At 69.4% G+C, this 12,597-nt stretch carries 13 protein-coding genes and 1 tRNA gene; 8 read left to right on the top strand and 6 right to left on the bottom strand.

Translation table 11 applies throughout. From position 1 onward, the window contains the following. The first annotated feature begins 343 nt into the window (after nucleotides 1-343). Nucleotides 344-1,462, top strand: coding sequence for a glycerol dehydrogenase (locus ACFQVC_RS23810; RefSeq protein WP_381833820.1), 1,119 nt, complete (start codon nucleotides 344-346; stop codon nucleotides 1,460-1,462). 63 nt (nucleotides 1,463-1,525) lie between these two features. Here ACFQVC_RS23810 and ACFQVC_RS23805 read toward each other — a convergent pair whose 3' ends face one another. Further along, a complete protein-coding gene (locus ACFQVC_RS23805) occupies nucleotides 1,526-2,329 on the bottom strand; it encodes a class II aldolase/adducin family protein (RefSeq protein WP_381833817.1) in 804 nt (267 codons plus the stop codon). A gap of 136 nt (nucleotides 2,330-2,465) precedes the next feature. On the opposite strand from ACFQVC_RS23805, the gene ACFQVC_RS23800 reads away from it, so the two are divergent. Beyond that, complete coding sequence (locus ACFQVC_RS23800; protein ID WP_381833814.1) at nucleotides 2,466-3,077, top strand: TetR/AcrR family transcriptional regulator; 612 nt, start codon at nucleotides 2,466-2,468, stop codon at nucleotides 3,075-3,077. A 52-nt stretch (nucleotides 3,078-3,129) separates the two neighbouring features. Here ACFQVC_RS23800 and ACFQVC_RS23795 read toward each other — a convergent pair. From ACFQVC_RS23795 to ACFQVC_RS23775, 5 genes are all read right to left on the bottom strand, one after another. Then, nucleotides 3,130-3,248 (bottom strand) — tRNA-OTHER (locus tag ACFQVC_RS23795). A gap of 95 nt (nucleotides 3,249-3,343) precedes the next feature. After that, nucleotides 3,344-4,018 (bottom strand): DUF3159 domain-containing protein, encoded by a 675-nt coding sequence (locus ACFQVC_RS23790; RefSeq protein ID WP_381833811.1) that lies wholly within the window; start codon nucleotides 4,016-4,018, stop codon nucleotides 3,344-3,346. An 83-nt stretch (nucleotides 4,019-4,101) separates the two neighbouring features. Continuing rightward, nucleotides 4,102-6,039: a S9 family peptidase gene (locus ACFQVC_RS23785; protein WP_381833808.1), complete on the bottom strand. Its 1,938-nt coding sequence runs from the start codon at nucleotides 6,037-6,039 to the stop codon at nucleotides 4,102-4,104. Nucleotides 6,040-6,099: 60 nt separating this feature from the next. Then, nucleotides 6,100-6,759 (bottom strand): TetR/AcrR family transcriptional regulator, encoded by a 660-nt coding sequence (locus ACFQVC_RS23780; RefSeq protein ID WP_381833805.1) that lies wholly within the window; start codon nucleotides 6,757-6,759, stop codon nucleotides 6,100-6,102. 239 nt (nucleotides 6,760-6,998) lie between these two features. Further along, on the bottom strand, nucleotides 6,999-8,321 hold the full coding sequence (locus ACFQVC_RS23775; protein ID WP_381833802.1) for a phytase: 1,323 nt from the start codon (nucleotides 8,319-8,321) through the stop codon (nucleotides 6,999-7,001). A gap of 279 nt (nucleotides 8,322-8,600) precedes the next feature. Here ACFQVC_RS23775 and ACFQVC_RS23770 point away from each other — a divergent pair, with 279 nt between their 5' ends. The 6 genes from ACFQVC_RS23770 to ACFQVC_RS23745 all read left to right on the top strand — a co-directional run bounded on the left by ACFQVC_RS23770 (nucleotide 8,601) and on the right by ACFQVC_RS23745 (nucleotide 12,594). After that, on the top strand, nucleotides 8,601-9,152 hold the full coding sequence (locus ACFQVC_RS23770) for a tellurite resistance TerB family protein (RefSeq protein WP_381833799.1): 552 nt from the start codon (nucleotides 8,601-8,603) through the stop codon (nucleotides 9,150-9,152). Nucleotides 9,153-9,365: 213 nt separating this feature from the next. Further along, nucleotides 9,366-9,677: a trypco2 family protein gene (locus tag ACFQVC_RS23765; protein WP_381833796.1), complete on the top strand. Its 312-nt coding sequence runs from the start codon at nucleotides 9,366-9,368 to the stop codon at nucleotides 9,675-9,677. 624 nt (nucleotides 9,678-10,301) lie between these two features. Further along, nucleotides 10,302-10,967 (top strand): hypothetical protein, encoded by a 666-nt coding sequence (locus ACFQVC_RS23760; protein ID WP_381833793.1) that lies wholly within the window; start codon nucleotides 10,302-10,304, stop codon nucleotides 10,965-10,967. Further along, entirely contained in the window at nucleotides 10,958-11,356 is a 399-nt protein-coding gene (locus ACFQVC_RS23755) for a 4'-phosphopantetheinyl transferase family protein (protein ID WP_381833790.1), read from the top strand. The genes ACFQVC_RS23760 and ACFQVC_RS23755 overlap by 10 nt, the downstream gene beginning before the upstream one ends. Nucleotides 11,357-11,554: 198 nt before the next feature. Next, a complete protein-coding gene (locus tag ACFQVC_RS23750) occupies nucleotides 11,555-11,890 on the top strand; it encodes an ArsR/SmtB family transcription factor (RefSeq protein ID WP_381833787.1) in 336 nt (111 codons plus the stop codon). After that, nucleotides 11,890-12,594, top strand: a complete 705-nt coding sequence (locus ACFQVC_RS23745) for a cation efflux transmembrane domain-containing protein (protein WP_381833784.1) — start codon at nucleotides 11,890-11,892, stop codon at nucleotides 12,592-12,594. Before ACFQVC_RS23750 ends, ACFQVC_RS23745 begins: the two co-directional genes overlap by 1 nt. The last annotated feature ends 3 nt before the right edge of the window (nucleotides 12,595-12,597 follow it).

Here is a 12,597-nt window from a genome sequence, read left to right as displayed (position 1 = left end):
GATGGCGATTCCGGATTTCGATACTACCGAATTCCTGGTTCGCTACTCGTGGCTCGATCCTTGCTCAGCGCGAGGGGCCTCCGCAGGGGCCTTAGGTCCCTGGTGGACCAGCAGAAAGGCCCTGCTGTACGCGCATCTTGGCCAGTTCGGGCGCTTGACGGGACGAGGCGAACCCTCATCGGGTCGCGCCCTTTATTTCTTCCATTTCGGATTTCCGTAATTGTTGTGGCACACTCGGGCCATCGGCTTCCGGAAATCCTCCGGACGTCAGTCTCTGGTCTTCCTTATTTCTTCAGAGAAGCAGGAATGGGCCGTGCCACGGCCGCGTACAGGAGGTCTCACCGTGAACACCGTCGCCACCCGCATGATGATCAGCCCACCCAAGTACGTCCAGGGTGCGGGCGCCATGCAACAGCTGGGCGAGCACCTTTCCTGCCTCGGTGAGAACGCCGTCGTCCTGGCGGACAGCGGCGTGTGGGGCTTCGTCGACGAGGCGGTGACGGCCTCCCTGTCCGCGGCCGGCGTCAAGCTCACCAAGGAGACCTTCGGCGGCCTGTGCACACAGTCCGAGATCGACCGGATCACCGCGGCCGCCAAGGCCGCGGGCGCCGACGTCGTCGTGGGTATCGGCGGCGGCACGGCCATCGACACCGCCAAGGCCGTCGGGCACGCCTGCGGTGACATCGCGGTCGTCAGCGCCCCGACCGTAGCCTCGACGGACGCGCCGACCAGCGCCCTCGCGGTCATCTACACCGAGGAAGGCGCCTTCGAGCGCTACTCCTTCTTCACCCGCAATCCCAACCTGGTCCTGGTCGACACCGCTCTCGTCGCGGGCGCCCCGAGCCGGTTCATCGTCTCCGGCATGGGGGACGCGCTGGCCACCTGGTACGAGGCCCGGGTCTGCGTCGCCGCGAACCGCACCGCGATGGCCGGGGGTCTGGCCACCGGGGCGTCCCTGAGTCTGGCCCGGCTGTGCTGGGAGACGCTGATGGAGTACGGCCCGCAGGCCAGGCTCGCCGCCGAACAGCACGTCGTCACCCCGGCGTTGGAGAAGATCACCGAGGCGAACACGCTCCTGTCGGGCCTCGGCTTCGAGAGCTGTGGCCTCGCCGCGGCACACGGAATCCACAACGGCCTGACCGTCTCGCACCGTGTGCACGGCATGATGCATGGCGAGAAGGTCAACATCGGCACCCTCGCCCAGCTGGTGATGGAGGGCTCCTCCACCGATGAGCTCGAGACCTACCTCCGTTTCAGCCGTGAGGTCGGACTGCCCACCACTCTCGCCGAGATCGGTCTCGCCGACGCGGACCGTGAGGAGCTCCTGGCCATCGGCCGTGCTTCGACCGCCGACGGCGAGACGACCCACAACATGCCGTTCCCGGTGACGGCCGACATGGTCGCGGACGCGCTCATCGCCGGCGACGCCTACGCCCGCGCCTTCGCGAAGAAGCACCCGTGACCGGGCACCCGTGACCAGGCAGTGGTGACTCGGTGGTGGTGACCAGGCAGTGGTGACCTGGGTTCAGTCGAAGAGATCGGGGTCGGAGGCGACGATCTGGTCGTACAGGGGCTGGGCCTGGAACCAGCCCGCGTAGTGACCGCCGATCTGGCCGCGTACCTGCAGGGCGGTCTCCCGGTCGATGTGCCGGGGGACTCCCGCGGCCATCGCCACCAGCTGGGCCTGGCAGGAGCGTTCCATGGTGATGAACCACCAGACGGTCTCGGCGACCGTGTGCCCGACGGTGATCAGGCCGTGGTTCTGCAGGATCGCGGCCTTGTGCGGACCGATCGCCGCCGCGATGCGCTCGCCCTCCTCGACCTCGTTCACCACACCCTGATAGTCGGTGTACAGGCCGTGGTCCTCGAAGAAGGCACAGGCGTCCTGGGTGATCGGATCGAGCGGCACGCCGAGGCTGGCGAAGGCCTTGCCGTACAGGGAGTGCGAGTGGGCCGCGGCGAGCGCGTCCGGGCGGGCCTTGTGCACCTGCGCGTGGATGACGAACGCGGCACGGTTCACCGGACGGCTGCCGTGCAGCACGTTCCCGTCGTGATCGACCAGGATCAGGTCCGATGCCTTGATCTGGCTGAAACTCATCCCGAACGGGTTGACCCAGAAGTGCTCGGGGTTCTCCGGGTCCCGGACGGTGATATGGCCCGCGACCCCCTCGGAGAAGCCGAACCGGCCGAACAGCCGGAAACCTGCGGCCAGTTGCTCCTTGCGGTGGCGCCGCTCGTCCTCGACGGAGTCGAACGCGGGCGGCGCGGGCATGACGTACCCCTCCGGGATCGGCCCGGCGGCTGCGGTGATGGTCGCTGACTGGCTCATCGACGGCTCCTCCGAATCGGATACATTCATGTATCCGTTTGACGGTGCAAGGATGGTCGCCGGGCCGGTCCTACGCTGTCAACCGGTCCGACATGGCCGCGGAGTGCTGAACTCCGGCACTGGCAAGGGGTGTTCCATGCCGAAGGGAACGACGAAGCGCAGACCGCAGACGCTGGCCCGTCTTCTCGACGCCGCGCTGGAGGTCTTCGCCGATGAGGGCTTTCGGGGCGCCAGGATCGAGGACATCTGCGACCGGGCGGGCTACACCCGTGGCGCCTTCTACTCCAACTTCAGGACCAAGGACGAGCTGTTCTTCGCGCTCTTCGACCGGCACGCCGACCGGGTACTCGGCCGTCTGGAGCGCCTGGGCGCCGACTTCGCCGACGGCGAGATGACGCTGGAGCGCATCACGGAACTCCTGGCGCACGTCGAGCCGGACGAGCGCACCTGGTACCTGGTGACCATGGAGTTCACGCTCTACGCGATCCGCGACCCGCAGGTCGCCCGCATGCTGGCCGAGCACGACGCGCGGCTCCGCGCCGAGGCCGTACGACTCATCGGCGGCCTGCTCGAACGCGCCGGCCTGCGCCCGGACATGGATCTCGAGGCGTTCGTCCGTGCGCTCATCGCCCTCAGGGAAGGCGGTCTGGCCCAGAGTTACGTCGAACCGGACACCCTGCCGCCGGGATCGCTCGAACGCCGCTTCCTGCCGCTGCTCCTGGCGGCCGCCACCACGAAGTCCCCCTGATCCGGGGAACCGACGCGGAGGTTCTCGATCTCATGAGCGGAGTGGTCGGTTGCGGCGCCGACGGGATTCGAACCCGCGGAAGAAGAGAGGCATGCCCGCCTGCTCTCCCTCAGTCGGCGTGAGAGGGGCATCCCTCACGTCGATCGCAATGGGCCGCTCTGCCACGGCGCCGCAACCTGCGGGAACTGCGCAGTCCCGGTCCCGTCAGAGTAGAGACGCTTCCCGCGCAGGGCGAGGGAGTTGCCGGGTCGTACAGCACCCGGCGGTCACACCGCACGGGCGGGCAGCTGTCCTGCCTGTGCCTTCAGCCGCTTGTGCGAGAGCCGGCCCGCCCACAGCACCACCAGTAAGGCCAGCGCGAGGAGCGGGGTGCCCATCACGATCCTCATGACGGCCAGCCAGCCGGTGCGGTCGTCGTCGTAGAGCCACTGCCAGACGGCGAAGCGGGCCGTGAAGACCGCCACCAGGGTGAACGTGGCGATGTTGTAGTAGCGGACCGACGGCTTGTCCCGGAGCCAGGCGGTGCCGGTGCCGTTGAGCGCGCCCCAGACGATTCCGGCCAGCGGCCGGCGTACGAAGACCGAGAGCAGAAAGAGCGCGGTGAGGGCGAAGTTGCTCCAGATGCCCGTCAGGAAGAAGCCCTTGGCCGAGCCGGTCTTCCAGGCGACGAACGAGGCGACCGCGATGCCGAACAGACCGGAGATCGCGGGCTGAACCGGCTCCTTGCGCACCAGACGCAGCACGCTGATCGCCACCGCGACGCCAACGGCGGTGCAGATGGCGGCCGTCAGGCCGAACGAGGAGTTGGCCAGGACGAAGGCGACGATCGGCAGCATCATGTAGACCACGCCGGTCGTGCCGCCCAGCTGCTCGAGCGGCGTCTTCTTCGGCGCGTTCGGCGCGTCGGCCGGCGGTCGTGTGGGGCGTATGGGTTCCGTCATCACGAGATCAACTCACCAGGTAGTCGGTGGACTTAAGGCGGTTACGTCGGCTATGCCGGTTGCATCGGTTACGGCGGCCGTTCCTAGGCCGGTGTCGGCTGCTCCGTCTGCTCCGGCTCCGCCGCCCCGCCGAGATGGCGGGCGAGGAAACGGGCGGACTCGCGACAGACGTCGATGTTGTTCTCCGGGTTCGTGAACATATGGCCCTCGTTGTCCTTTACCAGGTACGTGACATCGACGCCACGGGCGCGCAGCGCGTCGACGATCTGGTCGGACTCGGCCTTGACGACCCGGACGTCATTGGCGCCCTGCACCACCATGAGCGGTGTGCGGATCTCGTCCACCCGGCTGATGGGGGAACGGGCCAGGAGGTCGGTCTCCTGCTCCGGGACGTCGGGGTCGCCGACGAAGAGATACCAGTTGTTGATCAGGTGGGGCCGGGCGAACTCCGGCACGGTCCGCAGGAAGGTGACGAGGTTCGAGGGGCCGCAGAAGTCGATCGCGGCGGCGAAGACGTCAGGGGTGAAGGTGACGCCGACCAGGGCGGCGTAACCGCCGTAGGAACCGCCGAAGATCGCGACGCGGTCCCGGTCCGCGTACCCCTCGCCGACGGCCCAGTCGACGCCGTCGATGAGGTCGTCGTGCATCTTCCCGGCCAGCTCGCCGATCCCGGCCTTGAGGAACTCCTTGCCGAAACCGGTGGAACCACGGAAGTTGACCTGCAGTACCGCGTAGCCGCGGTTGGCCAGGAACTGCACCAAGGGGTGGTAGCCCCAGCTGTCGAGCGACCAGGGTCCGCCGTGCACCAGGAGCACCAGCGGCAGCCCGGCCGGCTCGGCGCCGAGGGGCAGGGTCAGATACGAGGGCAGCTCAAGGCCGTCGCGCGCGGTGACCGTGACCGGCGTCATGGGGGCGAGGGCCTCGGGGTCCAGGTGCGGCAACGGCCGGAACAGCAGCCGGCTCTCGCCTGTGGAGTGGTCGTAGTAGTAGGTGACACCGGGCTCGCGGTCGTGGGTGAAGCTCACGACCCAGCGCTGCCCGCTCACATCGGACGACACGGCGGCCAGGTCGCCGTCGGAGAGCTTCACCAGGTTCTCCAGTACGGCGGCGAAGTCCGGGTCGAGCGGGTGGATCACCTGCCGCCCGCCGAGGTAACGCACCCCGAGCAGCTCGCCGGTGCGCCGGTGGCAGATGAGCGGCTGCGGCAGCGTGGGGAAGACGGCGGAGCGCAGGTCGAGGTCGAAGTCCGGGTGGCTGTCGACTTCGGTCTCCTCGCCGGTGGCCAGGTCGAGCCGGGCAAGCCGGGTCAGATCGCTGCCCCGGTTGGAGCCGAACCACACGCCGGTGCCGTCCGGGGTGAGCTGGAACGGCTGGACGAACAGCGGGTAGTCGGCGCCGTCGAAGGTGGTGACCGTGCGTAGCTTCCCCTTCTCCGTGTCCCACTGCGCCAGCTCGATGTCCCGCCGGTCCGTCCAGACCATGGCGTACAGGGCTCCGTCGGGTGTGTACATCCAGCCGCTGACCTCGCCGGGATTCCGCGCCAGCATCGTCAACGCGCCGCTGGGGATGTCGAGTTCGTAGAGGTCGAACTCGGCGGGGTTCCTGCGGTTCAGATGCAGCAGCGCCTTGCCGGGGCGCGCGGGGATCGGCTCGAGTCCCACCGCGGTGACGCCGGGGAAGGGGGTGAGGTCGACGGCCTCGGCGTCCGGGTTCTCCAGGTCGACCCGGTAGACGTGCCAGTGCTCGTCGCCGTCGCCGTCCTGCTCGTAGAGCAGCCACCGTGGATCGTCCGTCCAGTGGTACGTGAGGACGCTGCGGTTGTCGTCGGCGGTGACGCAGCGGGCCTCCTCGTCCGAATCGACGCTCTCCACCCATACATTGAGCTGCTCGCGCCAAGGCGCCAGGTAGGCGATCTTCGTGCCGTCGGGTGAGATCTCCGCGCGGGCGCGGACGGGCGCGCCGAAGAAGTCCTCGACGGGGATGTGCGGGACCTCGCGCGACATACGCGGAACAGCGGTCATGGGGCACTCCTTGTGCGTTGGTCTCGGTACGTCCGGCGGGCTTCGTGGCGCCCGGTGCCGTCAGGCGACGGGGTCGCCGACGGCTCCGCCGGTGGCCGTGCGGATGGCGTGGGCGTAACGCCGGGACAGGGCCTTGATGTCGGAGAACTCCGTGAGGTCGGCGCCGGAGAGGACCGCGGCGCCGATGTGCTCGTCGAGGACGCGGATGACCGCGGCGGCGGACGCGGCGTGCAGCAGCACCTCCAGGTCGGTGGCCGGGCGGTCGAGCCGGTCGCCGATGAGGGCGCGCAGCTGGCGTTCCGTCTCGTCGCAGGCCATCAACCACGCCGTGCGGAGCGCAGGTTCGGTGTCGGCGAGCCGGATCATCTTCATCGCGAGCATCTCGTCGGCGAGATCGACGGGCGGTGCCTCGACCCGGAGCCGGGCCAGCTCCACGCCCAGGTGCTCCTCGAGGGAGAGCTGCCGTGGCCAGCTGCGCAGCACGCTCAGCAGGGTGACCACGCCCTGCATGACGATCGGCTCGGCGCAGCTCTCCTTGCTGCGGAAGTGGCGCCAGATGGTGCGCGTGGACAGGCCCACGGCCTCCGCGATCTGATCACCGCTCGTCGCGGCCACTCCCTGCTCCCAGAACAGGCGCGCCGCCTCCCGGGAGATCTCGAGCCGCAGCCGCAACCGCCGCTGCTCGCTCATCCCTCCGCCGCTGCGCTTCGCCGTCGTCATGGCGTCTCGTCACCCTTCCTGTTGATGTCCTCAAACGACAGTATGTCACTAAGTGACACGCTGTCGAGTGCGGAGAGGGAGGGTGCCTTCGGCTGAGGGGCGCCCGGGGTGCCGCGGCAGCGCTGTGACCAGTGGCGATGCCCGACGGCCCGCTTCCTGGGGAAAGCGGGCCGTCGGGGCCGGGTTATCGGGGGCGGGCCGTCGCGCCGGTGTCCCCGTGGCGGTGAGGCCTGGGGGCCTCAGTCGTCCAAGGTGTCGAGTACGGAACCCAGGTCCACGAACTTGAATCCGGTGGCCGCACGGTCACCGGACTGCGGGCTCTCCTGGCCGTCCTGGACGACCAGAAGGCCGTCCGGGTACTTGCTGCCCAGCGGTGCGTTGAGCGCGGCGGCGCCGTCGCACTCCTCGGAGCCGTCGAGCGTGCCGGAGGCCGCGGTGATGCGGAAGCCGCCCTCGTATTCGTTGGCGTCGCCGGTCTCGCGGTCGTAGGCGGCGAAGGTGTTGTCGCCCTGGCTCGAAGCGAGCAGATAGCCGTCGCCGCCGGACTCCGTGAGCAGCGTCAGGCCCTCCACGTCGGCGGAGACGCGGCTGCCGCCGAAGCCCGGGTCGGCGCCGGGGGCGCACTCCTCGGTGGCCTCGTCGTAGGTGCCGGGAATGCTGTACTCGCGCACCTTGTCGACGAGTTGGGGCGTGCCCGTCAGGTCGGCGCGCAGGCGCCAGATGCCGACGTCCTCCTGGCCCGCGTACAGGGTGCCGTTCGCCGGGTCGACCACCATGCCCTCGACCTGCGGCAGTTCGCCGGGCTCGCCGCACGGTGACCAGGAGTTGCCGTTGGGCAGGCGGAAGGAGGAGGGGAGGTCGAGGGTGCGCAGCTTGCGGTATCCGACCGTGCCGTTGCCGGTGGGGCGCAGTTCGAGCAGGGCGATGCTGGTGCGTTCGCGGCGGCTGACCAGGGCGTAGGAACGGCCGGTGGCCTTGTCGGTCCAGGTGGCCAGGCCGTACGCGGTCTGCTGGTCGTTGATCTCCTCCTGGCCGGCGGAGAACACCGGCGGGGCGGCTGGGTCGGTGACGTCCCGCAGCGGTCCTCCGGGCCGGTCGCGGTCGATGCGGTAGAAGCGCAGCCGGTCGTTGCCGCGGTCGCTGGTGACGGCCAGGTCGGCGGCGCCGGTGGAAAGGCGCAGACCGTGTACGAGGTCCACGTTGTTGAAGCGGCCCGGCGCGTCGTCCGGGGTGGGGCCCGCGGGGGCGGGGACCGCCTGCACCTGCTTGGCGTCCAGGTCGTAGACGCGAAGGCCGCCTTCCTTGGCGGTGGCCACGACGAGGCTGCGCTCGGGCTGTGACCTGTTGCGCCAGATGGCCGGGTCGTCGGCGTCGGCGTTGCCGCCCTCCTCGTCGTCGTACAGGGCGGGGGTCTCGGCCCGCGGGGTGACGGAGGGGAGCGCGGCGGGTGCCGCACTGTGCGCGGTGCCGGGCGCGGCGGTGGCGGGTGCGGCACCGGCGAGGGCCGCGAGCGCGGCGGCGAGGATCAGGGGTCTCGGGAGTCGCGTACGGGATGTGGACACGAACAGGCTCCTCTTTCTGTCTCGAACAGAAGCGTTGGCAGTGTTCGTGGTGCGGATGAAGCCAATCGCGATTCCAGAAGATCTGCGCGTAACGCGTGGATGAGCCGACGGGTTCACGCCGTGCGGAGGGCCCTTTCCCGGGGAGGGGGGGGAATGTCGGATCTGTCCCGGTGCTTCAACGGCCCGTCCAGCCATGGAACTTCGAGAGATGGCAAAGCGTTGACCAAGGAACGCGCGGAATGCGCGCGGTCAAGCGAACAGGTAGCCGAGGTGGCACGGATGGCGATGTGGGACCGGATCAAGGACCAGGCGAAGGGTCTGCAGCAGCAGTCGCAGGGGGCACGGGGCTCCGGCGGCCACGGACGACCGGGTTCAGGCTCCGGCGGGGGATCGAAGGCTCAGCTCGTGGGCGTGCTCAAGACGCAGCTCGCCTCGCTCAAGACGGAGCTCAAGAGCGGTGCCTATCGCGACGCCAGTATGGCCATGTGCGCCCTGGTCGCGGCCGCGGACGGCTCGGTCGACCCGGCCGAGCGGCAGCACGTCGAGTCTCTGATCCTGCAGAACGACGTTCTGAAGAACTTCCCGCCCGAGCAGCTGCGGACGCGCTTCAACAAGCACGTCGACCAGCTGACGTTCAACTTCCAGCAGGGCAAGACCGACGCCATGCAGGAGATCGCCAAGGCGGCGAAGAAGCCGATGGAGGCCAAGGCGGTCGTGCAGACCGGCTTCGTCGTCGCCGGCGCGGACGGCTATATCGCCCCGGCCGAGGAGCAGGTGCTGCGTGAGGCGTGCGCGGCGCTCGGAGTGTCCCCGCAGGAGTTCGGCCTCTGACAGGAATCCGTCTCCCGGCGGTCCAGGACTGAGTGGTTCTTCGGTGCCAGGGTTCAGTTGCAGCACTTGGTCACGGTGACTGAGTGCTGCAGCCGACCCTGGCCGATCTGCTGCGCCGATGACGGCCCGGGTGGCACACTCCTTGATCGCCTGAACGTCTGCAGGGCCGCAGTCGACGAAGGGCCGGGGGAACCGGTGTTGGGGAGGAGAGCGGTGGGTCACGAGGCATGGGCGGAACTCGCGGAAGCCATCGGTGCCGTGCGGGCCGAGCTGCAGGCGGCGATGGCCGCCGGTGAGGGCAGTGCCCTGCAGTTCCGGACCGGTCCGGGGGAGCTGGAGTTCACCGTCGACGTGCAGAAGCACGGTGAGGCCGGCACCAAAGTGCTGGTGCTGCCCTGGAGCGCGCAGGCGAAGGCCGGGGCGGCGTCGGGGCGCACCCAGCGGATCAAGCTCACACTCCAGCCGATCGACTCGCAGGGCGAGGACGCCAGGATCTCCCGCTCAAGTGCGGAACGTCCGTTGTGAACCCGGTTCACCGGCCGAGGTGTACGCCTTAGCCGCGCTCGCGCTCGGGCTCGGCGGAACAGGGAGCGGGGGAGGCGTCGGAAATGGTCCCTGACGCATGCGTGGAGATCTGGGTGCCGGGAGCCGGGGGAGTCGGCACCGGCTACCTCGTGACGGAACGCCTCGTCCTCACCTCGTACCACGTTGTCGGAAGCGCGGGCGGGCAGAGCGTCGAGCTCCGGCCGCTGGGGCGGGGCGGGCAGAACCCCTCCTGGGCCGCCGCCCGAGTCTGCTGGCCGGCTCTCCCTGTCGACGTCGAGGAGGAGCCGTGGGCCGACGCCGCGCTTCTCGAGATCACCGAGCCGGACTGGAACGGTCCGGACGGCGTTGTCCCCTGGGGGCGGGTGACCACCGACGAGCGCGTCGCCTGCAAGGGCTTGGGGTTCCCAGAGGCCGGTATCCGCCCCGGGAACCTGACCGACGCCCACCCGATCCGTGGCCATGTCGACCGGCTGGTCCGGGCGCGACGGGGCCTCCTGGCCGTGCATGTCGACGTCGGCATCGTGCCGCGTCGGGGCAACGGGTCCCCCCTGGGGCGGGAGTTCAGGGACAGCGATCTTCTGCGACGACCTGTTGGTGTCCGTCGTGTCCTCGGATCTGCCGATCGCGAACACAGCCGAGGTGCTCGAGTCGGTACCGGTGGCTGGGCTCATGGAACTCCCGGGTTTCTGCGACGTGTTGCGGGACCACGGAACGGATATCGAGGTACGTGGGGTTGAGCCCTGGTCACTCCCGGGCCTCATCGACGGATTTCTGTCCCGGTCCAGGCAGGGCGTAGCAGAGCGCAAACATGCGCGTGAGACCGCGTTACGCCGGAAACTCGCTGCGGCCGAAGAACGCCAGCGGGTGCTTGTCCGGGCCTTGGAGGAGCGGGACAGGGAATCGGCGGACCTTCGCGCCGAGTTGGAGTCGGCAGCGCATGCGGTGCGAGATCTGCAGAGTGAGCTCGCCGCCCTGCGGGCACGGCTCGGGGAGGGCGAGGGGGCCGACGGCCGGCAGAACCTCTTCGGCTGGCCCGTCCGCGTAAGGCCTGAAGACGCCGAGCCGTGGCAGCGCGTACGTGCGGATGTGCGGTCCTACGGTGCGTGCACCGTGCTCGGTGTCGTGGGCGACTGGGTGGACGCGGACACCCCGACAGCGAGACAACTCCTCGGCGGCCGCTGGGAGGAGTACCAAGAACTCGCCGATCCGGTCGAACAGGGCGGCTGCTCGGCTCACGAACGCTGCTGCACCATGTCCTCATGGAGGTAAGTCCCGGGTCGGAGACGGCCCAGCTCGCCTACCGCCTCGGCGGGCGGCCGTACTTGCGGGGACTCGACCAGATCGACATCAGCATCAGCCGGCGTGAGGCGTACGTCCTGATCGGCATCAGCGCGAAAGGGCGGATAGGCGTCAGTCTGGAGAGACAGGACAATCTCGCTCAGTGGCCGCCGTCCGCCATGGACGAGATACTGACTCCTTACGAGCACAGTTTGCTCGATCGGCTGCCGGAGTCCGAGAGATGGGTCGTCCTGGCGCGGCTGTGGACTCTGAAGAAGGCGTATACCAAGGCCCTGGGGCAGGGGCGGCGCTTTGATTTTTCGCGTTCGGGTTCTCCTTCGAGCGCGTCGAGCCCCATGAGCCCCGCAAGCCGATGCTGACGGCCCCCGACGGAGGGAGCGCCGCGAGCCCCGAAGACTGGGTCTTCGCTTCGCTCTCGCTGGGTGAGGGGCGGCACGGAGCTGTGGCCCTTCACGATGCAGGGCTGTGGTCGGCGTATGGGAGGTCCGATCCGGACAGGGAGGCAGCCCTAGGGTTCATGTTCCTGTGAATTCAGGGTGTCCTGTACTGTCTGCGGTGTGCTGACCGTAGCCCCTGACATCGAGGTCCTGGCCCGCTTCGGCCGGGCGCTCGCCGACCCGATTCGCTGCCGGCTCCTTCTCGCGCTGCGAGAAGCGCCGGCCTATCCCTCCGACCTGGCCGACATGCTCGGCATCTCGCGCACACGGCTGTCGAACCACCTGGCATGTCTGCGGGACTGCGGCCTGGTCGTCACCGTGCCCCACGGGCGCCGCACCCGCTATGAACTCGCCGATGAACGCCTCGGCCACGCCCTTGACGATCTGCGGACCGCCGTGGTCGCCGTCGAGACCGACCGCACCTGCCCGGACGCGGACGAGAAGGGGTGCTGCTGATGGCCGCGATATCCCTCGGCCCGCCCCCGGCCCGGCGTGAGGCGCTCACCCGGCGCATACGTCTGCTGGTCGCCGCGACCATCACGTACAACGTCATCGAGGCCGTCGCCGCCATCACCGCGGGCACGATCGCCTCCTCCACGGCCTTGATCGGCTTCGGCCTGGACTCGGTCATCGAGGTCTCTTCCGCCGCCGCGGTGGCCTGGCAGTTCTCCGCCACCGACCACACCGTGCGCGAGGCCCGTGAGAAGACCACGCTGCGGATCATCGCCGCCTCCTTCTTCGCCCTGGCCGCCTATGTGACCGCCGACTCACTGCGCGCCCTGACCGGCACCGGCGAAGCGGAGCGTTCCCTGCCCGGCATCGTGCTCGCCGCGCTCTCGCTCGCGGTCATGCCGTTCCTGTCAGCGGCGCAACGCCGCGCGGGCCGCGAACTGGGCTCCGCCTCCGCCGTCGCCGACTCCAAGCAGACCCTGCTGTGCACCTACCTGTCCGCGGTTCTGCTGGTGGGCCTGCTGGCCAACTGGCTGCTCGGCCTGTCCTGGGCCGACCCCGTCGCGGCCCTGGTCATCGCCGCCGTCGCCGTCAAGGAGGGCCGCGACGCCTGGCGCGGCGACGCCTGCTGTGCCGTCCCGGCGTCCGGCGCGGCGGCGAAGGCGGAGGGGACCGCCGGCTGCCGCCCGGACTGTGCGTGCTGTGCCTGACGT

Source organism: Streptomyces monticola, from assembly GCF_042665355.1.
GTDB classification, from domain to species: Bacteria; Actinomycetota; Actinomycetes; order Streptomycetales; family Streptomycetaceae; genus Streptomyces; species Streptomyces monticola.
This window is presented reverse-complemented; position numbering and strand designations above follow the sequence as displayed.